Annotated in this window: 26 protein-coding genes; 8 read left to right on the top strand and 18 right to left on the bottom strand. The window is 73.8% G+C overall.

Features of this window, described 5'->3' with window-relative positions; translation table 11 throughout:
- Positions 1 to 152: 152 nt before the first annotated feature.
- Positions 153 to 1,556, bottom strand: a complete 1,404-nt coding sequence (locus ACFRAR_RS08985) for an amino acid permease (RefSeq protein WP_380696485.1) — start codon at positions 1,554 to 1,556, stop codon at positions 153 to 155.
- A 433-nt stretch (positions 1,557 to 1,989) separates the two neighbouring features.
- On the opposite strand from ACFRAR_RS08985, the gene ACFRAR_RS08990 reads away from it, so the two are divergent.
- Positions 1,990 to 2,196, top strand: coding sequence for a hypothetical protein (locus tag ACFRAR_RS08990; protein WP_380696395.1), 207 nt, complete (start codon positions 1,990 to 1,992; stop codon positions 2,194 to 2,196).
- 130 nt (positions 2,197 to 2,326) lie between these two features.
- On the opposite strand, the gene ACFRAR_RS08995 is transcribed toward ACFRAR_RS08990, so the two are convergent.
- Entirely contained in the window at positions 2,327 to 3,271 is a 945-nt protein-coding gene (locus tag ACFRAR_RS08995; protein WP_380696397.1) for a deoxyribonuclease IV, read from the bottom strand.
- Between the two features lie 385 nt (positions 3,272 to 3,656).
- Between ACFRAR_RS08995 and ACFRAR_RS09000 the strand changes: the two genes are divergently transcribed.
- Both ACFRAR_RS09000 and ACFRAR_RS09005 read left to right on the top strand, forming a co-directional pair.
- A complete protein-coding gene (locus ACFRAR_RS09000) occupies positions 3,657 to 4,733 on the top strand; it encodes a nitrous oxide reductase family maturation protein NosD (RefSeq protein WP_380696399.1) in 1,077 nt (358 codons plus the stop codon).
- A 113-nt stretch (positions 4,734 to 4,846) separates the two neighbouring features.
- The gene (locus tag ACFRAR_RS09005; RefSeq protein ID WP_380696401.1) at positions 4,847 to 5,881 is read left to right on the top strand and encodes a methyltransferase; all 1,035 of its coding nucleotides are present in this window, start codon (positions 4,847 to 4,849) and stop codon (positions 5,879 to 5,881) included.
- 72 nt (positions 5,882 to 5,953) lie between these two features.
- Here ACFRAR_RS09005 and ACFRAR_RS09010 read toward each other — a convergent pair whose 3' ends face one another.
- The 9 genes from ACFRAR_RS09010 to ACFRAR_RS09050 form a co-directional block, all read right to left on the bottom strand.
- Positions 5,954 to 6,649 (bottom strand): class F sortase, encoded by a 696-nt coding sequence (locus tag ACFRAR_RS09010; RefSeq protein WP_380696403.1) that lies wholly within the window; start codon positions 6,647 to 6,649, stop codon positions 5,954 to 5,956.
- A gap of 110 nt (positions 6,650 to 6,759) precedes the next feature.
- Positions 6,760 to 7,320 (bottom strand): hypothetical protein, encoded by a 561-nt coding sequence (locus tag ACFRAR_RS09015; protein ID WP_380696405.1) that lies wholly within the window; start codon positions 7,318 to 7,320, stop codon positions 6,760 to 6,762.
- 292 nt (positions 7,321 to 7,612) lie between these two features.
- Positions 7,613 to 7,942 carry a TcmI family type II polyketide cyclase gene (locus ACFRAR_RS09020; RefSeq protein WP_380696407.1) on the bottom strand — a complete coding sequence of 110 codons (330 nt, stop codon included), beginning with the start codon at positions 7,940 to 7,942 and terminating at the stop codon, positions 7,613 to 7,615.
- On the bottom strand, positions 7,939 to 8,394 hold the full coding sequence (locus ACFRAR_RS09025) for an SRPBCC family protein (protein WP_380696409.1): 456 nt from the start codon (positions 8,392 to 8,394) through the stop codon (positions 7,939 to 7,941). The genes ACFRAR_RS09020 and ACFRAR_RS09025 overlap by 4 nt, the downstream gene beginning before the upstream one ends.
- Position 8,395: 1 nt before the next feature.
- The gene (locus ACFRAR_RS09030) at positions 8,396 to 8,656 is read right to left on the bottom strand and encodes an acyl carrier protein (protein ID WP_380696411.1); all 261 of its coding nucleotides are present in this window, start codon (positions 8,654 to 8,656) and stop codon (positions 8,396 to 8,398) included.
- Positions 8,657 to 8,688: 32 nt separating this feature from the next.
- Positions 8,689 to 9,930 (bottom strand): ketosynthase chain-length factor, encoded by a 1,242-nt coding sequence (locus ACFRAR_RS09035; protein WP_380696413.1) that lies wholly within the window; start codon positions 9,928 to 9,930, stop codon positions 8,689 to 8,691.
- A 5-nt stretch (positions 9,931 to 9,935) separates the two neighbouring features.
- Positions 9,936 to 11,192 carry a beta-ketoacyl-[acyl-carrier-protein] synthase family protein gene (locus ACFRAR_RS09040; RefSeq protein ID WP_380696415.1) on the bottom strand — a complete coding sequence of 419 codons (1,257 nt, stop codon included), beginning with the start codon at positions 11,190 to 11,192 and terminating at the stop codon, positions 9,936 to 9,938.
- Positions 11,189 to 11,617, bottom strand: coding sequence for a cupin domain-containing protein (locus ACFRAR_RS09045; protein WP_380696417.1), 429 nt, complete (start codon positions 11,615 to 11,617; stop codon positions 11,189 to 11,191). The genes ACFRAR_RS09040 and ACFRAR_RS09045 overlap by 4 nt, the downstream gene beginning before the upstream one ends.
- A 27-nt stretch (positions 11,618 to 11,644) precedes the next feature.
- The gene (locus ACFRAR_RS09050) at positions 11,645 to 12,820 is read right to left on the bottom strand and encodes a SchA/CurD-like domain-containing protein (RefSeq protein WP_380696419.1); all 1,176 of its coding nucleotides are present in this window, start codon (positions 12,818 to 12,820) and stop codon (positions 11,645 to 11,647) included.
- A 206-nt stretch (positions 12,821 to 13,026) separates the two neighbouring features.
- Here ACFRAR_RS09050 and ACFRAR_RS09055 point away from each other — a divergent pair, with 206 nt between their 5' ends.
- A complete protein-coding gene (locus ACFRAR_RS09055) occupies positions 13,027 to 14,748 on the top strand; it encodes an FAD-dependent oxidoreductase (RefSeq protein WP_380696421.1) in 1,722 nt (573 codons plus the stop codon).
- Positions 14,749 to 14,808: 60 nt separating this feature from the next.
- On the opposite strand, the gene ACFRAR_RS09060 is transcribed toward ACFRAR_RS09055, so the two are convergent.
- Together ACFRAR_RS09060 and ACFRAR_RS09065 are read right to left on the bottom strand one after the other, a co-directional pair.
- Complete coding sequence (locus ACFRAR_RS09060; protein ID WP_380696423.1) at positions 14,809 to 16,470, bottom strand: APC family permease; 1,662 nt, start codon at positions 16,468 to 16,470, stop codon at positions 14,809 to 14,811.
- A gap of 268 nt (positions 16,471 to 16,738) precedes the next feature.
- Complete coding sequence (locus ACFRAR_RS09065; RefSeq protein ID WP_380696425.1) at positions 16,739 to 17,659, bottom strand: serine/threonine dehydratase; 921 nt, start codon at positions 17,657 to 17,659, stop codon at positions 16,739 to 16,741.
- A 324-nt stretch (positions 17,660 to 17,983) separates the two neighbouring features.
- Between ACFRAR_RS09065 and ACFRAR_RS09070 the strand changes: the two genes are divergently transcribed.
- Positions 17,984 to 18,862, top strand: a complete 879-nt coding sequence (locus ACFRAR_RS09070; protein WP_380696427.1) for a DMT family transporter — start codon at positions 17,984 to 17,986, stop codon at positions 18,860 to 18,862.
- A gap of 137 nt (positions 18,863 to 18,999) precedes the next feature.
- Positions 19,000 to 19,293 (top strand): hypothetical protein, encoded by a 294-nt coding sequence (locus ACFRAR_RS09075; protein ID WP_380696429.1) that lies wholly within the window; start codon positions 19,000 to 19,002, stop codon positions 19,291 to 19,293.
- A gap of 91 nt (positions 19,294 to 19,384) precedes the next feature.
- On the opposite strand, the gene ACFRAR_RS09080 is transcribed toward ACFRAR_RS09075, so the two are convergent.
- Positions 19,385 to 19,711: a hypothetical protein gene (locus ACFRAR_RS09080; protein ID WP_380696431.1), complete on the bottom strand. Its 327-nt coding sequence runs from the start codon at positions 19,709 to 19,711 to the stop codon at positions 19,385 to 19,387.
- Positions 19,708 to 20,013, bottom strand: coding sequence for an SAV_915 family protein (locus ACFRAR_RS09085; RefSeq protein WP_380696433.1), 306 nt, complete (start codon positions 20,011 to 20,013; stop codon positions 19,708 to 19,710). The genes ACFRAR_RS09080 and ACFRAR_RS09085 overlap by 4 nt, the downstream gene beginning before the upstream one ends.
- 357 nt (positions 20,014 to 20,370) lie before the next feature.
- Between ACFRAR_RS09085 and ACFRAR_RS09090 the strand changes: the two genes are divergently transcribed.
- Complete coding sequence (locus ACFRAR_RS09090; RefSeq protein ID WP_380696435.1) at positions 20,371 to 22,593, top strand: NADP-dependent isocitrate dehydrogenase; 2,223 nt, start codon at positions 20,371 to 20,373, stop codon at positions 22,591 to 22,593.
- A 100-nt stretch (positions 22,594 to 22,693) separates the two neighbouring features.
- Here ACFRAR_RS09090 and ACFRAR_RS09095 read toward each other — a convergent pair whose 3' ends face one another.
- Together ACFRAR_RS09095 and ACFRAR_RS09100 are read right to left on the bottom strand one after the other, a co-directional pair.
- Positions 22,694 to 23,281 (bottom strand): YdcF family protein, encoded by a 588-nt coding sequence (locus ACFRAR_RS09095; RefSeq protein WP_380696437.1) that lies wholly within the window; start codon positions 23,279 to 23,281, stop codon positions 22,694 to 22,696.
- 197 nt (positions 23,282 to 23,478) lie between these two features.
- Complete coding sequence (locus tag ACFRAR_RS09100) at positions 23,479 to 24,492, bottom strand: cytochrome c oxidase assembly protein (RefSeq protein WP_380696487.1); 1,014 nt, start codon at positions 24,490 to 24,492, stop codon at positions 23,479 to 23,481.
- Positions 24,493 to 24,695: 203 nt separating this feature from the next.
- On the opposite strand from ACFRAR_RS09100, the gene ACFRAR_RS09105 reads away from it, so the two are divergent.
- Positions 24,696 to 25,649, top strand: a complete 954-nt coding sequence (locus tag ACFRAR_RS09105) for an NAD-dependent epimerase/dehydratase family protein (RefSeq protein WP_380696439.1) — start codon at positions 24,696 to 24,698, stop codon at positions 25,647 to 25,649.
- A gap of 7 nt (positions 25,650 to 25,656) precedes the next feature.
- On the opposite strand, the gene ACFRAR_RS09110 is transcribed toward ACFRAR_RS09105, so the two are convergent.
- Entirely contained in the window at positions 25,657 to 26,661 is a 1,005-nt protein-coding gene (locus ACFRAR_RS09110; RefSeq protein ID WP_380696441.1) for a 2-hydroxyacid dehydrogenase, read from the bottom strand.
- Between the last annotated feature and the right edge of the window lie 16 nt (positions 26,662 to 26,677).

Consider the following 26,677-nt stretch of genomic DNA (forward strand, 5'->3'; position numbering starts at 1 on the left):
TTGCGTGCGCCAGTGTGGCGACCCCGTCACCTACGCGGGTAGACCCCGGAAGTGAAATCCTCGTGCACAACAGACCTGCGCCGGACAAGTCCGGCGCAGGTCAAGGGGGTTCATGAGGTTATGTCCGCATTTCCGGCCGTCGCCGGGGGAGTTCAGTCGCGGCGGCGGCCCGCCATCCAGACGTAGACCAGGACGCCGGCGAACAGGAACAGCACGCCCTGGTAGACGGCGGCGTAGCCGGCCCCGGCGAGCAGCCAGAGCGAGAAGGCGAACGCGCCCAGGCCGAGGGCGGCGTCGCGCACCAGCCGGCCGCGGTCGACCTTGCCGCCGTCCCCGCGCACCAGCCAGAACAGCTGGGCGGCGGTGGACAGCAGGTACGGGACGGTGGCGGTGAAGGTGGTGACCAGCACCAGGATCTCGAAGGCGCCCTTCGCGCCGCTGGCGAAGTTGAGCACGGTCAGCACCGAGGCCAGGGTGACGCCGACCAGCACGCCGAAGACCGGCACCCCGCGCCGCTCCTTGCCGAAGGCCGCCGGGAACAGCCCGTCCTTGGCGGCCGCGTACGGGGCCTGGGCGGAGAGCAGGGTCCAGCCGTTGAGCGCGCCGGTCATCGAGACCAGCGCGGCGAGGGCGATCACCGTGCCGCCCCAGTTGCCGCCGAACATGGCGTCCACGGCGTCCGAGAACGGCGCGGTGGAGTGGATCAGCTGCTGGTGCGCCACGGTGCCGAACACCGCGACGGTGCCGAGCAGGTAGACCGCCGCCGCACCGGCGGTGCCGAGCACGCTGGCCCGGCCGACGTTGCGCTCCGGGTCGCGGACCTTCCCGGCGCTCATCGCGGCAGACTCCACGCCCAGGTAGCTGAACAGCAGGATCGCCGCCGCGGCGGACATGCCGCCCGCCCAGCCCTGGCCGGAGGCGTCGAAGGCGCCCAGGTTCTTCGGGTCGAAGAAGAACAGGCCGCCCACCGCGACCAGCAGCAGCGGGATGAACTTCAGCACGGTGGAGACCAGCTGGACCGCCCCGACGAAGCGGGTGCCCGCCAGGTTGGCCAGCGCCGGCAGCCACTGGATGGTCAGTGCGGCGGCGATCTCCAGCGGGATCGAGTGGTGCAGCGGCAGCAGCACGTCCAGGTACCCGACGGCGGCCACGGCGAGCGCGGCGTTGCTGACCCAGGTGGTGATCCAGTACGACCAGGCGGCCAGGAAGCCGGCGAAGTCCCCGAAGGCCTCGCGGGCGTAGACGTACGGGCCGCCGGTGCGCGGGTTGCGGCGGGCCAGCTGCCCGAAGACCAGCGCCAGCGCGATCGCGCCCACGGTGAGCACCGCGAAGGAGAGCAGGCTGACCGTTCCGAACGGGGCCACGGCCGCCGGGATCATGAAGATGCCGCCGCCGATGATGTTGCCCATCACCAGGGCGGTGGCGGTCGCGAGCCCGAAGCGGCGGCCGTTCGTCTGCGGCGGCGGGCCCGCGGGCGCGGCGCCGACCGGGGTGCCCGGGGTCTCCGGGTCGCTCGGCCGGGCCGCCGGCCGGGGTGCGGCGGGACTGGTCTGCATGAGGGTGGTGCGCCTTTCGTGGTCCTGCTCGCGCGCCCGGTGGAGCGCCGTGGAGCGACTGTCCATGCTCGGACGACGCCGGACCGGTCGCCAAATCGATGGGATTTGTTCAGTTCGTCCGGTCCGTCACCGCAAGACTTGCGGTCCGGGGGCGGTCGGGCGGGCACTCGTCCGGCGCCCGTCACCCGGCTGTTCGACCGGATTCACGGTTGTACGCCCTCTTTCACGGCCCTGTGCCCGGATTCGTCCGGCCGGGGGAGTTGCCTCACCCGAATGCCTCAGCCCGGTTGCGGCGCGCGCCCTGAGGTGCGCGTTCGTGTGCCAACGTGGGCCCGGCGCCTCCCCGGTGGGGCGCCGCCCGGCCCGTCGGGCGGCCGTGCCGGCCGGTCGGGGGCGCGGGTCCGAGAACCAGAGACGAACCAAAGGACATCAGATGTCGCTTCGTGGGAAGATCCGCAAGCTCGCCGTGATCGTTGCCGTGGCCGGTGCCGTCGTGACGGTTCCGACCTCGGCCATGGCGGCGGGCACGCAGTCGGAGGAGCAGATCCTGCAGACCGGCACTGCGGGCGTCGGCCTGTTCGGCCCGCACGCCACCTGGTTCAACTACGCCGAGGCCGGCGAGAGCGACTGCGGCTGCTGATCCCGCCGCACCCCGAGCCCGGAGGCCGCCCGCCGACCCCCGGGCTCACGGCTGTCCGGCCGCCCTTCCGCGGCCGCGGAACGGCTCCGCGGAACGGCTCCGCGGAACGGCTCCGAGGTCCCCGTCGTCCTCAGACGCGGACCGCCGCCCGCTCCCGCAGCTCCTTCAGCACCGCGATGTCCATCGCGTGCCCGGTGCCGTCGCCGCCGTGCTTGCGGTCCGGGGTCTCCACCACCAGCGGCACCCCGGCCGTCTCCGGGTGCTCGAACAGCTCGCGGAACGGCTCGGCGCCGATCATCCCGGCGCCGATGTTGGCGTGCCGGTCCTTGCGGGCGCCGACGACGTCCTCGGAGTCGTTGGCGTGGATCAGCCGCAGCCGGCCCGGACCGGCCGCGGCGGCCAAGGCGTCCAGGGCGGCCGTCACCCCGCCCGGCTCCGCCAGGTCGTGCCCGGCGGCGAAGGCGTGGCAGGTGTCCAGGCAGACCCCCACCTTCGGGTGGTGGTCCAGCGCCGCCACGTACTCGGCCAGCTGCTCCAGCCGTGAACAGAGCGAGCTGCCCTGGCCGGCGGTCGGCTCCAGCAGCAGCCAGGGCGCGTCGTCCCCGAGCCCGTCCAGCTCGTCCAGCAGCGGTCGGACGTCCGCCCGGACCTGCGCCATCGCCTCGGCCCGGCGCGAGCCCCCGCCGGGCGCCGTACCGACCGCCGAGCCGGTGTGCAGGACGACGCCGAGCGCGCCGATGGCGTGACCGCGGCGCAGCGAGTGCCGCAGCGAGTCGGCCGAGCGCTCGCGGGTGGCCGGGTTGTCCGAGCCGAAGTTGATCAGGTACGGGGCGTGCACCCAGGCCGGGATGCCCCGGTCGGCGCAGGCGGCGCGGAACTCCTCGTCCTGGGCCGGACTGCCCGGGGGAGTGGCCCAGCCGCGCGGGTTGGCCACGAAGACCTGCACCGTCTCGGCGCCGACCCGCTCCGCGTACGCCAGGCCGGTCCCCGCCAGCCCGCGTCCGGCCACCGGGACGTGGGCCCCGACCGGGTTGCGGAGGGCGGCGAGGGGCGGTACGGGCGGTGCGCTGGTCATGGCCCCGAGCATGTCACGCCCCGGACCCCGGACGTCGGGCGGGCCGGTCCGCGGGCCGGTCCGCGGGCCCGCCCACGGACCGGGAAGGCGGGCGCGGAGCCGTTCCCGGCGGGCCCGCGCCACGCCGGGCCGTACCGCCCCCCGGTCGACGCCCCGTCAGTCCCGCAGCCCAGCCCTGGTGGCGGGCCCACCCGGCCGCCCATACCGTCGACACGGCCGCACCCACCGGCCGTCACCGCCCGCGCACAGGGCGTCAGCCCCCATCGCCGGACCGTACGCGCGCGGCGGACACCGACACCCAGACCGCGACACGCCAGACCGCGACACCGCCGACCGCGACACCGCCTCGAACACCGTGCGCGCCGAGAGAAACAGGTCACCACTCATGCCCACGCGACGGTTCCACCACCTCGCCGCGGCCACCGCCGCCACCACCGCCACCGCCCTCGTCTCCCTGGCCGCCCCCGCGGCGCACGCCGACAGCGGCGGCGGCCCGCTGCACTTCGTCCGGCCTGGCGAATCGATTCAGCAGGCCGTCGACGCGGCCCGGCCCGGCGACACCGTCCAGCTGCTCCCCGGCACCTTCCGGGGCAGCGTCCGCATCACCACCCCCGGCCTCACCCTGCGCGGCTCCGGCGCGGACAGCGTGATCACTCCCGGGGACGGCACCGAGAACGCCTGCGCCACCGCCGGGCACGGCATCTGCGTCGTCGGCACCGAGGAGCAGCCGTTGTCCGACGTCACCATCGACCGGCTCGCCGTCACCGGCTTCCGCAAGAACGGCATCGACGCCAGCGGCACCACCGGCCTGACCGTCATCGGCACCCACGTCCACGACAACGCCCAGCAGGGCATCAGCCAGGAGATGTCCACCCGGGCCACGATCCGGGGCAACCACTCGACCGACAACGGCCAGTCCGGCGTCTTCCTCGCCAACTACGCCTACCGCGAGGGCGGCGCGCCCGACACCGAGGGCACCGTGGTCGAGGGCAACGAGCTGACCGGCAACCGGGTCGGCGTCACCGTCCGACGGCTGCGCGGGCTGGCCGTCCAGCGGAACTGGATCAGCGGCAACTGCTCCGGCGTCTTCGTGGTCGGCGACGAGGGCGTGCCCAGGGCCGGGGACCTCGACGTCCGGCACAACACGGTCGTCGAGAACAACAAGTTCTGCCCGGCCAACCCGCGCCTGGGGGCCATCCAGGGCGCCGGCATCGTGCTCACCGGCACCGAGGACGTCCGGGTGACCGGCAACGAGGTCCACGACAACGCGGGCGCCACGGACTTCTCCGGCGGCATCGTCCTGTTCAGGAGCGTCGTCGGCGTCGCCAACTCCCGCACCACGGTCACCGGCAACCAGCTCAGCGGCAACAGCCCGGCCGACCTCGCCGACCGCGACACCGGCGCCGACAACACCTTCGCGCGCAACACCTGCGAGAGCTCCGAGCCGGCCGGCCACTGCTGATCCCCGAACGCCCGCCCCCCCCGGGCGTCGCCCGCCCCCCCCCGCCCGCCGTCCGCCGCCCGCCGCCGTCCGCCGTCCATGGAACTCCCAAGGAATCCCCGAGGAACCCCGCCATGACCACCGCACCCGCCCACACCAGCCCCCACGCCGCCATGCGGCTGCGCGAGCTCGTCTTCGGCGCCGCCTGCGCCGCGGCCGTCCGCGCGGCCGCCCGGCTCGGTGTCGCCGACGCGCTCGGCGACACCCCGGCCACCGTCACCGAACTCGCCGCCTCCCTCGACACCGAGCCCCGCCAGCTGCGCCGGCTGATGCGCGCACTGTCCTGCTACGGGATCTTCGAGGAGGGCGACGACGGCAGCTTCGTGCACACCGAGATGTCCCGGCTGCTGCGCGAGGACGCCCCCAACTCGCTGCGCTACATCTCCCTCTGGTGCACCGAGCCGTGGACCTGGGAGGCCTGGCCGAAGCTGGACGAGGCGGTCCGCTCCGGCCGCAACGTCTTCCCCGAACTGTTCGGCAAGGAGTTCTTCGAGTACCTGCACAGCGACGCGGGTGACTCCGCGAAGGTCTTCGACAAGGCGATGACCACCTCCAGCCGGCAGTCCGCCGAGGACTTCGCCGAGTACCTGGACCTCACCGGCATCGACTCGGTGGCGGACATCGGCGGCGGCCAGGGCCACGTGCTGGCCAGCCTGCTGGAGCGGCACCCGGCGCTGCACGGCACCCTGCTCGACCTTCCCAAGGTCGTGGCGGGCGCCGACCCCAGGCTCCAGGACGGCGGCGCCTTCTCGGCCCGCGCCCGTCTGGTGCCGGGCGACTGCCGGACGGAGATCCCGGTCCGCGCCGACCTCTACATCATCAAGAACATCCTGGAGTGGGACGACGACAGCACCCGCCGCACCCTCTCCAACGTGGTGAAGGCGGCCGGCTCCGGCGCCCGCGTCGTGGTGGTGGAGAACCTGGTCGACAACAGCCCCTCGATGCGGTTCACCACGGCCATGGACCTGATGCTGATGCTCAACGTCGGGGGTGCCAAGCACTCCGAGGAGAGCATGGTCGGGCTGATGGCGGAGGCCGGGCTGACCGTCACGGCGGTCCGCCCGGTCAACCCCTACCTGCACGCCTTCGAGGCCACCGTGACCGGCTGAGCGCGGCCCTTCACACGGACGACCGCCGGCCCCCGGAACAGGGGGCCGGCGGTCGTGTGCGGCGGGCGGGCGTCACCCCGGGTGCGAGGACTCCAGGTGCGCGAAGACCACCACGTTGTCCAGGTAGTCCCGCCGCTGCTTGTCGTACGCGCCGCCGCAGGTGATCAGCCGCAGCTGGGCGTCCGGCGTGCGGCCGTACACCTTCGCGTCGGGGAAGGCGTCCTTGGCGAAGGTCTCCACCGTGTCCACCGAGAACACCGCGACGGTGCCGTCCTCCCGGCTCACCTCGATCTTGTTGCCCGGCAGCAGGAAGCTCAGCAGCAGGAACACCGCCGGTCCCTTGGTGGTGTCCACGTGCCCGGCGAGGACCGCGCTGCCGCGCTCGCCCGGGGTGACGCCGTCCCGGTACCAGCCGACCAGGTTCTTGTCGTCCGGCGGCGGCGCGTTGAGCTGGCCGGCCGGGTTGAGGGTCAGTTCGGTGAACGGCGCGTCCACGGCGATCTGCGGGATCCGCAGCCGGGTCGGCCTGGCGCGCTTGAGCGGCGGCGCCGGCGGTCCGGCGCCGGGAGCCCCCGGGGCCGCGGCGGCGGCGTCCGCAGGCCCGGGGAGGGCCGGTGCGCCGGCCGCCGGGGGAGCGGGCTGGCCCTCCGCCGTGCCGGAGTCCGATCCGGTGTCCACCGAGTTGTAGACCAGCAGCAGCCCGACCGCTGCCGCCGCCATCCCCGCGCGCAGCAGCCGGGGCATTCCAGAGGCGGGACCGCCCGTCATTCCTGTCCTCCGCTCGACCGGTTCCACGACGGTCCGCCGCCCCCGGTGCGCCCTCCCCCGTAACGGGGGAGGGCGGCGCCCGGGGGCGGCGGGTAGCAGGGCGTCAGGCGTCAGGCGACCGCGCCGGAGGAGCGGCGGCCGCGGCGCAGGGCGTACGCGCCGGCGCCCAGGCCGCCGAGCAGCAGCACCGCGCCGGATGCGAGCCCGCCACCGGTCAGCGCCATGCCGCCGCCGCCGGTGTGCACGCCGCCGTGCGGGCTCTTGTAGTCCTCGTCCCTGGCCTCGGAGCCCTTGTGGTCGTCGCCGCCCTTGTGTTCGTCGCTGCCCTTGTGGTCGTCGCCGCCCTTGTGCTCGTCGGAACCCTTGTGGTCGTCGCCGCCCTTGTGCTCGTCGGAACCCTTGCGGTCATCGCCGCCCTTGTGCTCGTCGCCGCCCTTGCGGTCGTCGGAACCCTTGCGGTCGTCGCCGCCCTTGTGCTCCTCGGAGGCACCGCCCTTCCTGTCGTCGTTGTTGATCCTGGAGCTGTCGGAGCTCCGCTCGGGCTTGTCCTGCTTCTCCTGCCAGGTCAGGTTCTTGCCCTGGTCGGCACCGTCGGCGAAGGCGATGGGGGTGCCGACGGTCAGCGCGGCGGCGACGGCCGCCCCGGCGAGCAGCGTGCGTGCAGAACGCATGAGGATGATCCTTCCGGCGCACAGGACCGCGACCGCCGGCACGGTGCCGGGCAAGGGGACTCGCGGAGGAGGCGCCTGATCCAACGTCAACCACCGTGCGGCCGACTGCCACCGGAGCGTGGCAGCGCCGGTACGCAGCGTGAGCCCTTCGGGTGGAGTCCCGGGTGTGTCCACCCGGCTGGGCGACGGATCCGGGTGAACCCCCCTCCGGGCGGCCGTCCGGCGACGGGCGCGCGCGTGGGCCCGCCCCCGGCTCGTGGCCGGGGGCGGGCCCATCGGGGAGCCGCCGGGGTCAGCGGTCCCAGCGGTAGAACTCCCGCGCCATCGCGTCCTTCGGCTCCCGCCAGGTGGCCGGGTCGTAGGCCTGCACGTAGGCGGTCAGCCGGTCGCTGACGGTGCGGAACTCGGGGTGCCCGACGAGCTTGGCGACGGCCGGGCCGGGCGGCCGGTCGGCCTCGATCAGGTGCAGGTAGACGTCGCCGAACTGGAAGAGGCTGCGGCCGGTGACGCCGATCAGGTGCGGCAGCTCGCCCTGGTCGGACTCGGCGAACACCTCGGCGATGTCCGGGGCGGCCTCGGGCTTCATCCGGGCCACGATCAGTGCCCGGTGCGCGCCGGTCACAGCTCCGCCGCCCGCTTCTCGACCTTCTCCCGGATCAGCTGCATCTGGATCTTCGAGTTGCGGTCGATGTGGCTGGTCATGCCCTCGTCGTCGACCGGGGCGGTGGGCTTCATCGCGAAGTCCTGGACCCAGCGCATCTTCGTGCCGGCCGGCACCTGCGCGTATTCCCAGCGGATCTCCATGAACTCGAACGGGCCGGGTTCGACCCGGCGGGCGCGCACCGACAGCGAGTCCCGGTCCGTGGTGCGCTCGGAGACCCAGCTCCACACCTGGCCGTTCTCGTCCGGGTGCATGGTGAGCCGGAACTGGACGCGGGAGCCGTCGCGCTCCAGCACGTCCACCGAGGCGTACTCGCTGAACAACTGCGGCCAGTTCTCCAGGTCGTTGGTCATCTCCCAGACCAGGTCGAGCGGAGCGGTGATGACGATCTCGTTGTCGGTGTGTCCGGGCATGTCAGGCACCAGCCTTCGTGGCGAGGGAGGAGTTGACCAGCTGGAGGAACTCGGCCGGGGTCTTGGCCGACTCGGCGCCCGAGGTGACCTTGAGGCCGTGCCGGTTCTCCAGCTCGCCGACCACGCCGAGCAGGCCGAGCGAGTCGACGCCGAACGTCTCGAACTGCGCGCCCGGCCGCTCCAGGTCACCGGGGTCGACGGCGACGCCGGCCCGGGCCTCCAGCAGTGCGGCGAGTTCCGGATAACTGAGGGTGTTGCTCACGGGGGTGTCCCTTCGGGGGTGTGAGGAGTGGGTCAGGGCCGCTTCCCGCGCCGCAGCACCAGCGCGGAGTTGGAGCCCATCAGCCCGCGGCTGAGCACCAGCGCGGTGTTCAGTTCGGCCGGACGGGCGCGGCCGGTCACCAGGGCGAGGTCGTGGCAGACCTCGGTGACGTTGGGGGTGGGCGGCAGCACGCCGTCCTCCATGGCCAGGACGGCGGCGGTCACGTCGAGCATCGGGGCGCCGCAGTAGGCCCGTCCGGTGCCGGTCTTGGGCACGGTGACCGGCACCCGCTCGGCGGCCGGGCCGAGCGCGTCGGAGAGCGCCAGGGCCTCGGCCCGGTCGGCGGCCGGCACCCCGAGGGCGTCCGCGAAGACCACGTCGACCTCCTCGGCCGCGATGCGGGCGTCGTCCAGTGCGATCCGGATCGCGGCCGCCAGCCCCTCCCGGGACTCCGCCCAGCGGGAGGCCCCGGTGAAGGTGGTGCCGTGCCCGGCCAGGATCGCCCGGACGTGGGCGCCGCGTCGGCGGGCCGCCTCCTCGTCCTCCAGCAGCAGCATCGCGCCGCCCTCGGCGGGGGCGAAGCCGCAGGCCTGCGCGGTGAACGGCAGGTACGCCCGGTCGGCCCGGTCGGCCAGGCTGAGTTCGGGGTAGCCGAGCTGGCAGACCATCGAGTACGGCGCCAGCGGGGCCTCGGCGGCACCGACCACCACCGCGTCGGTGCCGCGCTCGATCGTGCGGGCGGCGTGGGCGAGGGCGTCCAGCCCGCCGGCCTCGTCGCTGGCGACCACCGCGCACGGGCCCTTGTAGCCGCCGCGGATCGAGATCTGGCCGGTGCTGGCCGCGTAGAACCAGGCGATGGACTGGTACGGGCCGACGAACTTCGGCCCCTGGCCCCAGAGTTGCTGGAGCTCGCGCTGGCCGAACTCGCCGCCGCCGGAGCCGGCCGCAGTCACCACGCCGACGGCGTAGGGCTGTTCGGGGTCGGGCCGGAACCCGGCGTCCGTCACCGCGAGGTCGGCGGCGGCCATCGCGTAGTGCGTGAAACGGTCGGTCTGCACCAGGTAGCGGTTGTCGATCGCGGACTGCGGATCGAACCCGTTCACCTGGCCCGCGATCCGGAGCGGCAGCTCGGTGCAGCCCTCGCGGGATATCCGGTCGAGGACGCTCACGCCCTGCCTGGTGGCCTTCCAGAAGGCGTCGGCCCCGACGCCGTTCGGAGCCACCACGCCGAGGCCGGTGACCACCGCCCGGCGGTTCTGCTGACGTGACGTCATGGAACTCACCCCGTTCTGTTGAGCACGACGGCGGACTGGAATCCGCCGAATCCGCTGCCGACCGAGAGGATGTGGCTCAGCGGCAGCTCGCGCGCGGTGCGCGGCACGTAGTCGAGGTCGCACTCCGGGTCCGGAGTCTCGTAGTTGGCGGTCGGCGGGACGACGCCGTGGGCGAGCGCCAGGGTGCAGGCGACCACCTCGATGGCGCCGATCGCGCCGAGCGAGTGCCCGACCATCGACTTGATCGAGCTCATCGGGGTCTCGAAGGCGTGTCGGCCCAACGAGCGCTTGACGGCGGCGGTCTCGTGCCGGTCGTTCTGCTTGGTGCCCGAGCCGTGCGCGTTGACGTAGTCCACGTCGGTGCGGTCCACCCGGGCGTGGGCGAGCGCGTGGTCGATCGCCCGGGACATCTCCAGCCCCTCCTTGGTGAGGCCGGTCATGTGGTAGGCGTTGCCGAAGGTGGCGAATCCGCCGATCTCGCCGTAGATCCGGGCGCCGCGGCGGCGCGCGTGCTCCAGCTCCTCCAGCACCAGGACGGCGCCGCCCTCGCCGAGCACGAAGCCGTCCCGGTCGGCGTCGAAGGGGCGGGAGGCGTGCCGCGGGTCGTCGTTGCGCTCGCTGGTGGCCTTGATGGCGTCGAAGCAGGCGACGGTGATCGGCGAGATCGGGGAGTCGGAGGCGCCGGCGACGCAGATGTCGGCGCGCCCCTCCTCGACCGCCTGGAAGCCGTAGCCGATCGCGTCCAGGCCGGAGGTGCAGCCGGTGGAGACGGTCTGCACCGGGCCGTGCGCGCCGGTCCGCTCGGCCACCGCGGAGGCCAGCGTGCTGGGGGCGAAGGCCCGGTGCAGCTGCGGCTCGGCGTGCCGGTGGTCCACGTCCCAGCGCGCTCCGGCCGAACTCACCAGGGCGTAGTCGTGCTCCAGCCGGGTGGTGCCGCCGACGGCGGTGCCGAGCGAGACGGCGATCCGCCACGGGTCCTCGGCGGCGAGGTCCAGGCCGGCGTCGGCGATCGCCTCGTCGGCCGCGACCATCGCGAACTGCACGTAGCGGTCGGCCCGTTCGACGTCCGCCGGGCCCAGTCCGTGGGCCGCCGGGTCGAAGTCGACCTCGGCGGCGATCCGGGAGCGGAACCCGGCGGGGTCGAAGAGCGTGATGCCCCGGGTCGCGGTGCGGCCGGCCGTCAGCAGCTCCCAGAACGCCGGGACACCGACCCCGCCGGGCGCGACCACGCCGATCCCGGTGACGGCGACGCGCCGGGTCACGAGCCCGCCTTGGCGTGTTCCGGCGGGCCGGAGGTCACGCCCTCCTCGGTGCTCACGTGGCCGAGGTCGGGCCGCGGGGCGAGCGGCCCCAGGTGGAAGACCATCCGGGCCTCGGTGTCGCCGACGTTGCGGAACCGGTGGCGCATGTTGATCGGGATCATCAGGCCCTGGTCGGGCTTGAGCGGGTGGGTCCTCCCGTCCAGGTCCACCTCCAGGTCGCCGCAGACGACGAACACGAACTCCTCGGAGTACGGGTGGTAGTGCTCGTTGATCCGCTCGCCGGGCTTGACGATCGCCAGGCCGGTGAATCCGCTGGTCGCGCCGCAGCTGGTCGGCGTGAGCATGGTGCGCAGCTCGGCGCCGTGGCGGCGGTTCTCCGGCGCCTCGTGGACGCTGACGATCCGTGGGTACTGCGTGGTGGTCATGGAGGTCTCCCGTGGAGTGGCGGAACGTCAGTTGTTGATCGGGTCGGCGGACCGGCGGTCGGTGACGGGGTTCATGGCGCGGGCGGCGAGGAAGGCGCCGAGCCCGGCGGCGGTGCGCAGGTCGCCCTGCGGGCCGAGGTCGAGCAGCCCGGCGAGCACGGCCGCCTGCCCGTCGTCGGCCACCCCGAGGGCGGCCGCCGGGTCGGCCTCGGCCGGCACCCGCAGGTCGACCAGGCGCACCACCACGTCCTCCCGGTGGAACACGGTGGCGGCGGCGACCGGCCCGGTCGGGTCGGCGGTGGCCAGGTTGTCGTGCTCGGCCAGCAGTTCGGCCACCGCCCGGCCCCCGCCCGGACGGACCGGGTAGAGCACGGCGTGCCGGTGCAGCCGGGCCGAGGCGGGGGAGCTGGCGATGGCCTGGTGGCGGGCGGGCAGCGCGGCCCTGGCGAAGAACGCCCGGGCGGCCTGCGGGTCACCCAGCCGGCGGGCCTCCTCCAGGTGCGGGTTGAGTGCCTCCTCGACGGCCCGCACCTCGGGCTGCATCGCCACGTGGCGCAGCGCGTCGCCGAGGTTGCCGACCACCTCGACAGCGCGCACCACCCGGTTGCCGTGCATGAACAGCGAGGTGCGCCGCAGCCGGGTGTGCTGGTCCACCTCCGCGCGGGGGGAGGCGTAGCCGGAGAGGATGCGGGCCACCTCGGGCTCGCTGCCGGGCTTGACCGTGAAGGTCAGCGCGTGGCGGACCACCCCGTCCGGGCCCGGTTCGGCCTTGGGCGGGCCGACGTGCGAGGCGGGCGCGGTGCGCGGCAGCCCCGGCGGCACCTCGATCGGGGCCCGGGTACCGGTCGAGCCGGCCGCCGAGGTCTCGCGCAGCACGGCGTAGCGCAGCGAGGTGAAGTTGTCGCTGACGCAGCCGTGCATCGGCTTGACCATCTCCCGGTGGGCCGGGCTGTCCACCCAGGTCAGGAAGGTCTCCTGGTCCTTCCACTCACTGGTGATCAGCCACTGGCGCGGGTCGTTGATCGACTGGCACAGCTGGTCGCTGACGTGGCCGGGGACGGAGGCCACCTGGTGGCGCAGCTGCTCGTACACGTCGAGGAAGCGCTGCTGGGCGCCGTCCTGGATCTCCAGCATCAGCACGACCCGCAGCCGGGTGTCGGCCTCGTCCTGCTGCTTCGGCTGGGGTTCGGACAGAGTTGTCATGTTCCACTTTCTGCTCAGGGCCGCACGCTGGGGGCCGTGTCGGCCGCGCCCGGCGGGTGCTCCCCGGCCTGGGAGGCGGTGCGACGGCGGTTCGGCCGGGCAGTCGGCGCCAGGCCTGAGGTCGATCGTGGGCGGCGCACCGGGCGCGGCGCGAGATTTGCGGGCCATCCGGGCGAAGGGGCGGCAGGGGCGCCCTCGGGCGGGGGATGGAAGAGCGGGGCCCCCGGTCGAGCGGGCCCGTCGAGCGCGGCGCCGAGCCCAGTCGCCGGGCCGCGGAATCACCGGACAGGGTGGAGCAACTGATGAATCCGAAGGTTGACGACCGGGTGCCGGTCCTGATCGTGGGCGGCTCGCTGGTCGGGCTGTCGGCCGCACTCTTCCTCGGTCGGCTCGGGGTCGGGCACCTGCTGGTCGAGAAGCACGCCGACACCTCGCACCACCCGCGCGGGCGCGGCAACAACATCCGGACCATGGAGCTGTACCGGGTGGCCGGGATCGAGCCGGCGATCCGCGAGGCCGCCTCGGTCCTCGCCCCCAACCACGGCATCCTCCAGGCGCCCTCGCTGACCGGCGCCGAGCAGGAGTGGCTGTTCCGGGAGATCGACCCGGGCGGCCGGCTGGCCCGGTTCAGCCCCAGCTCCTGGTGCCTGTGCAGCCAGAACGACCTGGAGCCGGTGCTGCGCCGCGCGGCCCGCGAGCTCGGCGGCGACCTGCGGTTCGGCACCGAGCTGGTCTCCTTCGAGCAGGACGCGGACGGCGTCACCTCGGTGCTGCGCAGCCGGGAGAGCGGCGAGGAACGGGTGGTGCGCTCGGAGTTCCTGATCGCGGCCGACGGTCCGCGCAGCCCGGTCCGCGAGCACCTGGGCATCGGCCAGACCGGCAAGGGCGAGCTGTTCCACAACGTCAGCATCACGTTCCGGGCCAAGCGGCTGGCCGAGGTGGTCGGCGACCGGCACTTCATCGCCTGCTACCTGACCAATCCGGAGGCGGACGGCGCGCTGCTGCCGGTGGACAACCAGGCGGAGTGGGTCTTCCACGCGCCCTGGCACCCCGAGGACGGCGAGCCGCTGGAGGCGTTCACCGACGAGCGCTGCGAGCGGCACATCCGCACCGCCGTCGGCCTGCCGGAGCTGGACGTCGAGGTGACCGGCCGGGCTCCCTGGCACGCCGCCGAGCGGGTGGCCGAGCGGTACGGCACCGGGCGGGTCTTCCTCGCCGGGGACTCGGCGCACGAGATGTCCCCGACCGGCGCGTTCGGCTCCAACACGGGCATCCAGGACGCCCACAACCTGGCCTGGAAGATCGCCGCCGTGCTGTGCGGCTGGGCCGGGCCGCGGCTGCTGGAGACGTACGGGCAGGAGCGCCGGCCGGTCGCGAAGGTGACCGGCGAGCGGGCCTCGGCCCGCTCCGCCGAGCACAGCCACCCGGGCTACGCGGTGGTGCCGGGGGCGGGCCGGCAGGCCGGGGTGCTGGCGGTGGCGCTCGGCTACCGCTACCCGGTGGGCGCGGTGATCGGCGCGGACCGGACCGGCCCGGTGGTCCCCGAGCAGTTCGAGTCGGCGGGCGAGCCCGGCAGCCGGGCCCCGCACCAGTGGCTGCGGCGCGCGGGCGTGAAGCTCTCCACACTGGACCTGTACGAGCAGGCGATGGTGCTGCTCACCGGCCCCGAGGGCGGCGCCTGGCAGGAGGGCGCCCGGCGGGCCGCCGACCGGCTGGCCGTCCCGCTGGACGGCTACCGGGTGGGCGACGGCGCGGAGGACGACCTGGCCCCGGAGCCCGGGACGGACTTCGCCGCGCTGCACGGAATCGGTCCGCTGGGCGCCGTGCTGGTCCGCCCGGACGGCTTTGTCGCCTGGCGCTCCGCGGGCCCCGCGCAGGACGCCGAGGCCGAGGTCGCCACGGCGCTGCGGACGGTGCTGGGCCTCTGAGGAACGCGGAAGGGCCCGCCGGTCGCACGCCGGCGGGCCCTTCCGATCGGTCGGCGGTGGTCAGTGGCCGCCCTCGTCGACCACCTCGACGTCGGCGATCTCCTGCTCGATCGCCTCGGTGGGCAGCGCCACCCGGATCGCCCAGAAGTAGATGACCAGCGAGAACGCCGCCACCGCGGCCATGTCCCACCACATCGGCAGGTGGCCGGCGCCGTCGCCGAAGCCGCCCTGCCAGGAGATCAGGCCGAGGCCCACCAGGTAGGGCGGGAGCCACTGGGCGGACTTCCAGCTCAGCCGGGGGGCGTTGGGCAGGCCCTTCCTGATCGCGTACGCGGCGTAGCCGCCGAGCAGGACGTAGCCGAGCACGATCGCGATGCCCAGACGGGCGAGGGTGTGCCAGCCGGACCAGTAGATGATCAGGCTGGAGACCACGAAGGCGGCCGAGGAGATCAGCTCGCCCAGCGGCAGTCGGTAGGGGCGCTCGTGGTGGGGCAGCCGGCGGCGCATCGCGCCGAAGGCCAGCGGGGCGCCGGCGTACATCAGGACGCTGGCGGAGGTGATGAAGCCGACCAGCTCCTGCCAGCTCGGGAAGGGCAGGAAGCAGATCACGCCGGTGACGAAGGCGATGACCAGGCCGAACCACGGCACGCCGTTCTTGTCCAGCTCCTCGAACCGCTGCGGGGCGTAGCCGTTGCGGCTCAGGCCGTAGGAGATGCGCGAGGTCGAGGTGGTGTAGATCAGGCCGCTGCCGCCGGGGGAGATCACGGCGTCGGCGTACAGCACCCAGGCCAGCCAGCCGAGGCCGACCACGGTGGCGAGGCCGGCGAAGGGGCCGTCGATGCCGGGGAAGTCGAGCTTGTCCCAGCCGTTGGCGAAGGCGCTGACCGGCAGGGCGCCGATGAAGACGACCTGGAGCAGGGTGTAGATCACGCTGCCGATGGCGACCGAACCGAGCACGGCCCGGGGGATGTCGCGCTTGGGGTTGCGGCTCTCGCCGGCCAGCTGGATGGCCTGCTCGAAGCCGAGCAGGGCGAAGATGATGCCGCTGGTGCTGATCGCCGCGAGCACGCCCTTGGCGCCGAACGGCGCGAAGCCGTGCGAGGTGAAGTTGGAGCCGTGGAAGTTGGTCACGGCCAGCACGAAGATGGTGAACAGCGGGACGAAGATCTTCAGCCAGGTGGCGATGTTGTTGGTGCGGGCCAGGACGCGCACCCCGAGGAAGTTCACCGCGACGAAGACCGTCATCAGCACGGTGGCGACGGCGAAGCCGCTGGCGGTGAGGGTGTTGTTGTCGTTGAGCAGGCCCTCTGCCCAGGGCCAGTGCCGGGCGTAGCCGATCATCGCCTCGACCTCGATCGGCGCGACGGTGGCCGCCTGGAGCCAGGAGAACCAGCCGAAGGACATGCCGGCCAGGCCGCCGAAGGCGTAGTGCGGGTACCGGGCGGTGCCGCCGGAGACCGGGAACATGCTGCCGAGCTCGGCGTGCACCAGCGCGAGCAGCACGATCGCGACCGTGCCGATGCCCCAGGACAGGACGGCGGCCGGGCCGGCCGCCACGACGCCCTCCTTGGCGCCGAACAGCCAGCCGGAGCCGATGATCGAGCCGACCGAGGCCCACATGAGGCCGATGAGGCCGACGTGGCGGCGCAGTGTCCGCTGGGGGGTGCCGGAGGAGGACCCGGTGCCCTGGTCGGGCGGCGAGATCTGGTTGAGGGAAGCCATGAACGATCTCTCTGTGGGTGGGGGCTCCGGGGTAGGCGGAGCGATGAGAGTTGCCACACAGTAGGACTTTTCGGCGCCCCTTGCACAGATTTCATTACTGAATATTTACATTCTTCTTCGGACATCCTTGCAGGTAGGGACCATTGTCGCTTCCGGTCTCTTACGTATTCGATCGATTCACAGGGAATTCCGGCCGGGCGGCGTGGGCCCGCATGATAGACGGTTTATCCGTCGGTGGGAATAGTGGCCTCCGTATAGCGGAGTGCCGTCAATCCGCCAGATCGGACGGGTCGGTGTTGGCGCCGCAGAGCAGGACGGCGACCCGCTCGCCCTCCGCCCGGCCGAGGCCGGCGAGGGCGGTGGCGGCCGCGTACTCGACGGCGATCCGGCGGTCCTCCCAGAGCTGCCGGCGGGCGCGCACGATGGCCTCGTCGTCCACGAGTACCGAGCGGACGCCCTCATGGGCGGCGGCGTCCACCGCGAGACCGGTGGCGCGGCGGGCGCCCAGCGCGTCCTGGGCGACCGAGTCGACCGGAACGTCCACCGGGTGGCCGGCGGCCAGGGCGGCGTTCAGCGCGCGGCTGCCGGCCGGCTCCACGGCGAGCACCCGGATGCCGTGCTCGCGCGCCGCCACCGCCACCCCGGCGAACAGCCCGCCGCCGCCGACCGACACCACCACGGTGTCCAGCCCCGGCACCCCGGCGCGGATCTCCGCCAGGACGGTCCCGGCACCGGCGGCGATCAGCGGATGGTCGTAGGCGTGCGAGGACAGCGCCCCGCTGCCGGCCGCGAACTCCTCGCAGGCCGTCAGCGCCTCCGCGTACTCCCGGCCCACCAGCCGCACCTCGGCGCCGTACGAGCGCAGTCGCGCCAGCTTCACCGGGGAGGCCGTCTCGGGCAGGAACACCGTTGCCCGGACACCGAGTTCGCGGGCCGCCCAGGCGCAGGCCAGCCCGGCGTTGCCGCCCGAGGCGATGGTCACCCCGGCGTCCGGGAGGGCGCCCGCCTCGGCGTGCGCGAGCAGGAAGTTCTGCGCGCCGCGGGCCTTGAAGCTGCCGGTGTGCTGGAGGAACTCCAGGGCCAGCCAGGTGCGCCCGCCGTCGTCCCCCGGCGCCACCGCCACCGGGCGCACCCGTCCGGCGATCCGCTTCCCGGCGGCCTCGACCTGGTCGTACGTCAGCTGGTCCATGGATCTTCCGCTCCTTCGTCGAGGGTTCGCCGCGCCGTTCCGGTGGTCGGCCGGCGCCGGTCGGATTCCGGTGGTCGGCCGGGCCCGGCCAAGGCGACGGTACGGCCCGTGCGCGGGCCGGCGGAAGTTCGCGATCATCCGGGGCGCGGCCGGACGGGCGTAGGCTGGCCGGGTGCGTTTCGTGATCCTCCCCCCGCCGGCCCGCTAGCGGGCGGCCCACTCCACCCACTCCGGCCCGACGGGAACCGCCCGCGGCCGGGGCGATGACTGCCGCCCGCGTGCCCAGCGGACCAGAACCGGCAACCCATCGTGGAGTACCGACGCATGACCACGTACGCCGCCGTGCCCTTCCGGCGCGGCCTCCTGTCCATTTCCGCCGCCGCCGTCGCCTGGGGCGTGGGCGGCTCCGTCTCCGCGCTGCTGATGCGCGGCAGCGGGCTCGGCCCGGCGGGCGTCTCCTGCTGGCGCTTCGCCGTCGCGGTGCTCTGCCTGGCCCTGCTGCCGAACCGGGAGCCCCACGGCGGGCGGGGCGGCGCCCGGTGGCGCGCCGCCGCGCTGACCGGGTTCGGCCTGGCGGTCAGCCAGTGCGCCTACTTCGGCTCGGTGCACTACGCGGGCCTCGGGCTCGGGACCCTGATCACCATCGGCGCCGGCCCGCTGTTCACCAGCCTCGGCGCCCACCTGCTGCTCGGCGAGCGCCTCACCCGCCGCGCCGTCGCCGCGGTGGCGCTCGCCCTGGCCGGCCTCGCCCTGCTGGTCGCCGCCCCGGCGGCCGGCCCCCGGCCGGTCCTCGGCGTCGCCCTGGCCGTGGTCGCGGGCGTCGGCCAGAGCGGTCTCACCCTCTGGGCCCGGGGCGGCGGCTCCGCCCGGGCCGGCACCGGAGCCTTCACCGCCGGCCTGCTCTGCCTGCTCCCGATCGCGGCGCTGTCGGGGCCCCAGGGGGTCCTTCCGACGGCCGGGGACCCGGCGCTGACCGGGGCGGCGCTGCTCTTCCTCGGCACGGTGCCCACCCTGTTCGCCTACCGGTGGTACTTCACCGGGCTGACCGTGGTGCCGGGGGCGACGGCCGCGGTGCTGCTCCTGCTGGAGCCGGCGACGGCGGCGGTGATCGGGGTGCTGTTCCTGGGCGAGCCGCTGACGGCGGGCCTGGTGGCGGGTTCGGCGCTGCTGCTGGCGGCCATCGCGGCCCTGGCGCGGGGGTAGCGGCGGGCCGTCGGTCGCCTCGGGCCCGCCGTCGTGTCGGTTGCGACGGTGGGCCCGGGGCCCGCGTCCTCCCGGCGGCCACCCGGGCGGGCGACCTGTGGTCGCCGGGGGCCCGGCGGCGTGCTGGGGTGGTCCGCATGAACCGCTCACTCCCGGCCCTGGTGGCCGCCGCGACCGCTTCCGTCCTCCTGCTCGCCGCCGCCGGGGCCGTCGCCGCCGCCGGGGCCGTCGCCGCCGCCGGGGCCGTCGCCGCCGCCGGACCGGCGGCGGCCGGTGGTCGCCGGGACGTCACCGCCGACCAGTGCCGCGACGCGGGTGGCCACGTCGAAGGCAGCGGCTACTGCGCCGACGCCGCCGGGGATGACGCCTGGGGCCAGCCCGTCGACGGCCAGGCGGTCAACCCGGACCCCCGTCCCGGGGAGGAGGACTGAGCGCCGCGGAACCGCCCCGCGGCTCTTCGCCCCGCGGCTCTTCGCCTCCTCGCTCTTCGCCTCCTCGCTCTCCGCCTTCCCGCCGCACCGGTCACGGCACCGGCCGCAGGGTGACCGGTGCCGGGGTGAGGGCGCGCAGCACGAGGTCGATGTGCACCCTGGCGGCGCCCGCGCGGTACAGGGCGGTGGCGATCGTCCGCAACTCCTCGGGGCCGGTGCAGGCCAGGCGCAGTTCGAGGTCCGCCTCACCGGCCAGCGCCAGACCGCCCTGGACGGCCGGGAACTCCGCCGCGAGACGGTCGAAGTCGAGCGGGACGGGGCCGTGGCTGATCCGGGCGATCGCGTGCAGGGCCCGGGCGGCCCCGGGCGGTCCCTGCGGGGCGGGATCGTCCGGGACGAGTCGTAGCGGGGCGGTCACCGGTGCTGGAGCTGTGCGGTCGGGGCCGGGGCGGGCGGTACGACGGGGGAGCCGACGGGCGGGGCGACCAGCCTCGGGTCCAGCACCAGGGTGTCGATCCCGAGCGGGGCGGTGAGGTCACGGAGGGCGGGTTCGCCGATCTCGGTGTGGGCCTGCCCGGGTCCGAGGAGGGCGGCGAGGGCCTCGGGGCTGGAGAATCCGACCGCGCAGCGGCGGCCGTCACGCAGGCGGAACAGGCGGAGTGCGGTGGTGCTTCCGGTGCCGGAGGTGGTGACCGGAACGTGCCAGACGACGCGGGCCATGCGGGTGCTCCCGAGTGGGGTGGTGGTGCCTGCCGGAACTACTTCCTCGACGCTAGGGCGGCCCGGACCGGGCGTCGCCGGTCCTGACGCGGCGTTGACCGAATGCGGTCGTGCGTTGACGCACTCCTGACGTTCGACTCACCCGAGTGGACTACACCTCTACGAGGGGGCGCCCGGTTTGCCTCCCGACCCTCCTCGGACGACCGTGGAGGTTGGCCCGTGCCGCGGCCCCCGGAGCGCCCGCGCGGGCGCCCGTCCCGGACCGGACGTGTGCTCCGGGACGGGGGGAGGTGGAGCTGGGGGCCCGTGACGAGATATCTTGACGTCAAGACGTTGGAGACGTGAAGCGGAGTACCGATGACTGACTCGACCATCATCTATACGCACACCGACGAGGCTCCGGCCCTGGCGACCTACTCGTTCCTGCCGGTGGTCCAGGCGTATGCCTCGACGGCGGGCGTGCGGGTGGAGACCCGCGACATCTCCCTGGCCGGCCGGATCATCGCGAGCTTCCCGGAGCGTCTGACCGAGACGCAGCGGATCGGCGACGCCCTGGCCGAGCTGGGCGAGCTGGCCAAGACCCCGAGCGCCAACATCATCAAGCTGCCGAACATCTCGGCCTCGGTGCCGCAGCTCAAGGCCGCCATCGCCGAGCTCCAGGCCCAGGGCTACGCCCTGCCGGACTACCCGGACGAGCCGCAGACCGACGAGGACAAGGACGTCCGCGCCCGCTACGACAAGATCAAGGGCAGCGCCGTCAACCCGGTCCTGCGCGAGGGCAACTCGGACCGCCGCGCCCCGCTGTCGGTCAAGAACTACGCCAAGACCCACCCGCACCGCATGGGTGCCTGGACGGCCGACTCCAAGACCAACGTCGTCACCATGAGTGAGGACGACTTCCGGTCCACCGAGAAGTCCGCCGTGATCGCCGCCGACGGTGCCCTGCGCATCGAGCTGCTCGGCGAGGACGGCACCACCACCGTGCTGCGCGAGAAGGTCGCGGTGCTGGCCGGCGAGGTCGTCGACGCCTCGGTGATGCGCGCCGCCGCCCTGAACGAGTTCCTGGCCGCGCAGGTCGCCCGCGCCAAGGCCGAGGGCGTGCTGTTCTCGGTGCACCTCAAGGCCACCATGATGAAGGTCTCCGACCCGATCATCTTCGGCCACGTGGTCCGCACCTTCTTCCCGAAGACCTTCGCCAAGTACGGCGAGGCGCTGGTCGCCGCCGGCCTGAACCCGAACAACGGCCTCGGCGGCATCCTGGCCGGCCTCGACAACGTGCCGCACCTGGGTGCCGAGATCAAGGCCTCCTTCGAGGCCGAGCTGGCCGAGGGCCCGGCCCTGGCCATGGTCGACTCCGACAAGGGCATCACCAACCTGCACGTGCCGAGCGACGTCATCGTCGACGCCTCGATGCCGGCCATGATCCGCACCTCCGGCCACATGTGGGGCCCGGACGGCAAGGAGGCCGACACCCTCGCCGTGCTGCCCGACAGCAGCTACTCCGGCGTGTACCAGGCCGTCATCGACGACTGCCGCGCCCACGGCGCCCTGGACCCGGCGACCATCGGCTCGGTGCCGAACGTCGGTCTGATGGCCCAGAAGGCCGAGGAGTACGGCTCGCACGACAAGACCTTCGAGATCGCCGCCGCGGGCACCGTCCGGCTGGTCGACACCGAGGGCAACGTGGTGCTGGAGCAGGCCGTCCAGCCGGGCGACATCTTCCGCGCCTGCCAGACCAAGGACCTGCCGATCCAGGACTGGGTCAAGCTGGCCGTCACCCGCGCCCGCGCCACCGGCGTCCCGGCGGTGTTCTGGCTGGACGAGACCCGTGCCCACGACGCGGTGCTGATCGAGAAGGTCAAGCAGTACCTGCCGGAGCACGACACCGAGGGCCTGCAGATCGAGATCAAGTCCCCGGTCGAGGCCACCACGTTCTCGCTGGAGCGCATCCGCCGCGGCGAGGACACCATCTCGGTGACCGGCAACGTGCTGCGTGACTACCTGACCGACCTGTTCCCGATCCTGGAGCTGGGCACCAGCGCCAAGATGCTGTCGGTCGTCCCGCTGATGGCGGGCGGCGGCCTGTTCGAGACCGGTGCCGGCGGCTCCGCCCCGAAGCACGTCCAGCAGCTGGTCAAGGAGAACTACCTGCGCTGGGACAGCCTGGGCGAGTTCTTCGCGCTGGCCGCCAGCTTCGAGCACCTGGCCACCAGCACCGACAACGCCCGCGCCAAGGTGCTGGCCGACACCCTGGACCGCGCCACCGGCACCTTCCTCAACGAGGACAAGTCGCCGAGCCGCCGCCTGGGTGGCATCGACAACCGCGGCAGCCACTTCTACCTGGCCATGTACTGGGCCCAGGAGCTGGCCGGGCAGACCGCCGACGCCGAGCTGGCCCAGGCCTTCGCCGGCCTGGCCGCGGCGCTGACCGAGCAGGAGTCGACCATCGTCGAGGAGCTGGTCGCCGTCCAGGGTGCGCCGGTCGACCTCGGTGGCTACTACCAGCCCGACCCGGCCAAGGCCACGGCCGTGATGCGCCCGTCGAAGACCTTCAACGAGGCGCTCGCCAACCTCGGCTGAATCCGGCCGAGTTGAGCTGACGGACGGCCCCGGGTCCGATGCGGACCCGGGGCCGTCCGGCTGCCGGAAAGCATGGTGCGCGGGCCGTCGGGCCCCGGTTTCAGGCGCGTCCCAGCAGGGCGAGGGCGGTGCCGACGGCCTCGCGCAGCAGGAGGTACGGGCCGTGCGCCAGCGGGCCGTCCGCGCCGAGCACCGCGGCCGGGGCGCCGGCCCGGCGGGCGGCGAGGGCGGAGCGGACGGTGTGGAAGCCGTTGGTGACCACCGTGCAGCGGTAGCCGGGGCGCTCGGCGGCCATCAGGGCGGCGCTGAACCGCAGGTTCTCGGCGGTGTTCACAGCCCGCTCCTCGCACCGGATCCGCCCGGCGGGGACGCCCCGGGCGGTCAGGTAGCGGGCCATCGCGGTGGCCTCCGTGCACTGCTCGTGCGGCCCCTTCCCCCCGGTCACCAGGACCAGCGGGGCATGTCCGGCCGCCTCCTCGGCGGCGAGACGGTCCAGCGCGGCGTCCAGCCGGGCCGCCAGCGGGGCCGCGGGCTCGCAGCCGTCCAGCGCGGCGCCCAGGACGACCAGGTAGTCGGAACCGGCGGGGGCGCGCCGACGGCACTGGTACAGCGCCAGGCCGAGGAAGCCGAGCAGCCAGAGCAGGACGAACCCGCAGATCAGGACGGCGGCGGTCAGCAGGACGTGCATGTCTGTTCGAACGCATCCGGCGGAACCACCGTTCCGGAGCGCCCGGAACGACCGTTCCCGCGCGGGGAACGGCGGTTCTCGTCTCGGGGAGCGACCGTTCTCGCACGCGGAGCCGCGCTTCCGACACCCGGAACGACGGAACCCCCGTTCCGGAGGGGCTTCCGGGAACGGGGGTTCCGTGTCGGGCGGCGGGCCGCTCAGCCGACGGCGTCGGCGGCCGGTGCGGCCCCGGCGGCCGGGACCGCCCCCGCCCCCGCACCCGGGCGCTGGTCGCGCTTGTGCAGCGAGGCCAGGTAGGCGTTGTACGCCGCCAGCTCGGCGTCACCGGTGCGCTCCTCGGAGCGGTCGCGGCGGCGGGCGTGCCGCTGCTCCGAGCCCATCCACTGGTAGACCAGCGCGATCAGCACGATCGCGGTCGGGATCTCACCGAACGCCCAGGTGATGCCGCCGGCCAGCTTCTGGTCCTCCAGTAGGTCCGTCCCGGGCGGCGAGCCCTCCACGGTGAAGGTGGTGACCAGCGGGTGGGCGGCCATCATCACGGCCACGCCGAAGAAGGCGTGGAACGGCATCCCCATGAACAGCTCGATGATCCGCATCACGTGGCCCGGCCGGTGCGGGCCCGGGTCCACGCCCATGATCGGCCAGAAGAAGGCCAGACCGGTGAGCAGGAAGTGCACCATCATGAAGATGTGCCCGACGCGGTACTGCATCAGGAAGTCGAACAGCGGGGTGAAGTAGACCCCGTACAGGCTCGCGATGAACATCGGGATGGTGAACGCCGGGTGCGAGATGATCCGCACGTACCGGCTGTGCAGCAGCGCCACCAGCAGCTCGCGGGGGCCGCGCGGCCGGCCCTTGCCGGCCGGGCGCAGCGCCCGCAGCGCCAGCGTGATCGGGGCGCCGAGCAGCAGCAGGATCGGCGTCAGCATGGAGAGCACCATGTGCTGGATCATGTGCGCGCTGAACAGCACCATGCCGTAGTCGTTCAGCCCGCTGCAGGTGACCAGCAGGAGGCTGGCGACACCGGCCGCCCAGCCGACCATCCGGCCGACCGGCCAGCGGTCGCCGCGTCGGTACAGCCGGACCACGCCCGCCGCGTACAGCCCCAGGATGACCAGCCCGCCGAGCAGGAACACCCAGTCCGGCGACCAGGTCCAGACATTGGACAAGGTGAACGGGCCTAGCTGGGTCATCCCGCCGTGGTGGTGCATTCCTGACATTCCGTCGCCCATCGGCGGGTCCTGCTTTCCGTCCTCGTGGTCCCCGGTGGGGTCCGGTTCGCCCCTTTTTGCTTTGCCCTACAGCCTAGGCGGGCCTTACCTGGGCCCGTCCCCCCACCCCCTCCGTACGGGTGGCTCCCCACCGCGGCGCCGCCTCGCTAGACTGACCGGCCGGTCGGCAGGGAGGCTCGGAGATGGCGACGGAACAGGAACCCGCGGCGCACCCCACGGTCGCGCTGACCGGGGCGACCGGCTTCATCGGCTCCGCCGTGCTGGGAGCCCTCGCGGCCCGCGGCGTCCGGGTGCGGGCGCTGGCCCGCAAGCCGCCGCGGACCGCCGGCCCGGGCACCGACTGGGTGCCGGGCGACCTCGCCGACCCGGCGGCGCTCACGGCGCTCTGCACGGGCGCCCGGGTGCTGGTGCACCTGGCCTCCCGGGTCGACGGCGGCGCCGAGGAGTGCGAGGCGGTGAACGACCGGGGCACCGCCGCGCTGATGGCGGCCGCCACCCGGGCCGGGGTGACGCGGATCGTCCACCTCTCCACGGCCGCCGTCTACGGGGAGGGCCCGCACGCGGGCATCGAGGTCGACGAGGTGCCGCCCGCCCCGGTGTCCGAGGCCAGCCGGACCCGGCTGCTCGGCGAGGCCCACGCGCTGGCGGCCGGCGGGTACGTGCTGCGCCCCGGGCTGGTCACCGGGACGGGTGACCGCTGGGTGGTGCCCGCGCTGGCCGAGCTGGTCCGCCGGGTGCCGGTCCGCTGGGAGGGCGGCGACACCCGGCTCTCGATGGTGGACCGCGCCGACCTGGCCCGGCTGGTCACCGCGCTGGCCCTGGACGAGCACGCCGCACCGCCGGGCGTCCATCACGCCTCGCACCCCGAGCCGGTCCGCGGCGGCGACCTGCTGGCCGCCCTGGACGCCCTCGGCCTGCTGCCCGCTCCCGGCGGCCCGGCCGTCCCCTGGGAGGAGTGCCGCCGGCTGCTGGCCGCCGCGCCCGGCCGGGTGTCCGAGCGCCAGTTCGGCCTGATCGCCCGCGACCACTGGTACCGCAGCGACCGGATCTGGCGGCTCGCCGCCTGCCCGCCCGGCCCCGGCCCGCTGGCCCGCCTCCCGCAGGCGGCCGCCTGGTACCGCGAGGTGCTGGGCTAGGTCCTGGCTAGTCCCGGGCGGGAGCCGGGACGAGGGTGTTCTCGCTGCGCCGTCCGGCCGCGAAGTCGTCGATGTTGCGGGTGGTGGCGTCGATGATCTGGCCTACGGCCGTGTGGGTGAAGTACGCCTGGTGACCGGTGACCAGCACCCGGGGGAAGGTGACGAGGCGGGCGAGGGTGTCGTCGGTGATGCCCTGGATGGATTGGTCGGTGAAGAAGACGCCGGTCTCCTCCTCGTAGACGTCGAGGCCGACGCCGGACAGCCGTCCGGCGCGCAGCGTCTCGACGAGGGCGAGGCTGTCGACCAGGCCGCCGCGGCTGGAGTTGATCAGGATCGCGTCGTCCTTCATCCGGGCGAGGGCGGCGCCGTCGATCAGGTGGTGGGTGGCGGGCAGCAGGGGCACGTGGAGACTGATCAGGTCGGCGCGGGAGAGCAGTTCGGGCAGCTCGGTGTAGTGCATGCCGAGTTCCACGCAGGCGGGGTTCCGCGCGATGTCCCAGCCGAGCAGTTCGGTGCCGAAGCCGGCCGCGATCCGGGCGAAGCACTCGCCGATCTTGCCGGTGCCGATCACGCCGACGGTCATGCCGTGGATGTCCCGGCCGAGGAGGCCGTCGAGGCGGAAGTCGAACTCGCGGGTGCGGTTGGCGGCGCGGGTGAGGTGGCGGTTGACGGCCAGCGCCAGGGTCCACGCGTGCTCGGCGACGGCGTACGGGCTGTAGTGGGAGACCCGGGCGATGGTGAGGCCGACTTTGGCGGCGGCGTCGAGGTCGATGTTGTTGAAGCCGGTGGAGCGCTGGGTGATCAGCTTGGTGCCGCCGGCCGCCAGCACCGCGAGGGTCCCGGCGTCCAGGACGGCGTTGACGCTGCTGCTGACGACCGGGTAGCCGGCGGCCAGCGGGGCGGTGTCGCGGTTGAGGGTCATGTCCAGGCAGCGCAGCTCGTGGCGGCCGGCGAAGGCCTGTTCGAGAAGTGGTCGCTCGTCGGTCTGCACCTCGTACGCGAGGATCTCCATGCCCGGTCCCTCCAGT

This window comes from Kitasatospora sp. NPDC056651 (assembly GCF_042792155.1).
Lineage (GTDB): Bacteria > Actinomycetota > Actinomycetes > Streptomycetales > Streptomycetaceae > Kitasatospora.

What these genes read in the sequence shown, in the direction of transcription:
- ACFRAR_RS08985 (WP_380696485.1), bottom strand. Translation starts at nt 1,556, where the DNA reads ATGCAGACCAGTCCCGCCGCACCCCGGCCGGCGGCCCGGCCGAGCGAC.
- ACFRAR_RS08990 (WP_380696395.1), top strand. Translation starts at nt 1,990, where the DNA reads ATGTCGCTTCGTGGGAAGATCCGCAAGCTCGCCGTGATCGTTGCCGTG.
- ACFRAR_RS08995 (WP_380696397.1), bottom strand. Translation starts at nt 3,271, where the DNA reads ATGACCAGCGCACCGCCCGTACCGCCCCTCGCCGCCCTCCGCAACCCG.
- ACFRAR_RS09000 (WP_380696399.1), top strand. Translation starts at nt 3,657, where the DNA reads ATGCCCACGCGACGGTTCCACCACCTCGCCGCGGCCACCGCCGCCACC.
- ACFRAR_RS09005 (WP_380696401.1), top strand. Translation starts at nt 4,847, where the DNA reads ATGACCACCGCACCCGCCCACACCAGCCCCCACGCCGCCATGCGGCTG.
- ACFRAR_RS09010 (WP_380696403.1), bottom strand. Translation starts at nt 6,649, where the DNA reads ATGACGGGCGGTCCCGCCTCTGGAATGCCCCGGCTGCTGCGCGCGGGG.
- ACFRAR_RS09015 (WP_380696405.1), bottom strand. Translation starts at nt 7,320, where the DNA reads ATGCGTTCTGCACGCACGCTGCTCGCCGGGGCGGCCGTCGCCGCCGCG.
- ACFRAR_RS09025 (WP_380696409.1), bottom strand. Translation starts at nt 8,394, where the DNA reads ATGCCCGGACACACCGACAACGAGATCGTCATCACCGCTCCGCTCGAC.
- ACFRAR_RS09035 (WP_380696413.1), bottom strand. Translation starts at nt 9,930, where the DNA reads ATGACGTCACGTCAGCAGAACCGCCGGGCGGTGGTCACCGGCCTCGGC.
- ACFRAR_RS09045 (WP_380696417.1), bottom strand. Translation starts at nt 11,617, where the DNA reads ATGACCACCACGCAGTACCCACGGATCGTCAGCGTCCACGAGGCGCCG.
- ACFRAR_RS09050 (WP_380696419.1), bottom strand. Translation starts at nt 12,820, where the DNA reads ATGACAACTCTGTCCGAACCCCAGCCGAAGCAGCAGGACGAGGCCGAC.
- ACFRAR_RS09055 (WP_380696421.1), top strand. Translation starts at nt 13,027, where the DNA reads ATGGAAGAGCGGGGCCCCCGGTCGAGCGGGCCCGTCGAGCGCGGCGCC.
- ACFRAR_RS09060 (WP_380696423.1), bottom strand. Translation starts at nt 16,470, where the DNA reads ATGGCTTCCCTCAACCAGATCTCGCCGCCCGACCAGGGCACCGGGTCC.
- ACFRAR_RS09065 (WP_380696425.1), bottom strand. Translation starts at nt 17,659, where the DNA reads ATGGACCAGCTGACGTACGACCAGGTCGAGGCCGCCGGGAAGCGGATC.
- ACFRAR_RS09070 (WP_380696427.1), top strand. Translation starts at nt 17,984, where the DNA reads ATGACCACGTACGCCGCCGTGCCCTTCCGGCGCGGCCTCCTGTCCATT.
- ACFRAR_RS09075 (WP_380696429.1), top strand. Translation starts at nt 19,000, where the DNA reads ATGAACCGCTCACTCCCGGCCCTGGTGGCCGCCGCGACCGCTTCCGTC.
- ACFRAR_RS09085 (WP_380696433.1), bottom strand. Translation starts at nt 20,013, where the DNA reads ATGGCCCGCGTCGTCTGGCACGTTCCGGTCACCACCTCCGGCACCGGA.
- ACFRAR_RS09090 (WP_380696435.1), top strand. Translation starts at nt 20,371, where the DNA reads ATGACTGACTCGACCATCATCTATACGCACACCGACGAGGCTCCGGCC.
- ACFRAR_RS09095 (WP_380696437.1), bottom strand. Translation starts at nt 23,281, where the DNA reads ATGCACGTCCTGCTGACCGCCGCCGTCCTGATCTGCGGGTTCGTCCTG.
- ACFRAR_RS09100 (WP_380696487.1), bottom strand. Translation starts at nt 24,492, where the DNA reads ATGCACCACCACGGCGGGATGACCCAGCTAGGCCCGTTCACCTTGTCC.
- ACFRAR_RS09105 (WP_380696439.1), top strand. Translation starts at nt 24,696, where the DNA reads ATGGCGACGGAACAGGAACCCGCGGCGCACCCCACGGTCGCGCTGACC.
- ACFRAR_RS09110 (WP_380696441.1), bottom strand. Translation starts at nt 26,661, where the DNA reads ATGGAGATCCTCGCGTACGAGGTGCAGACCGACGAGCGACCACTTCTC.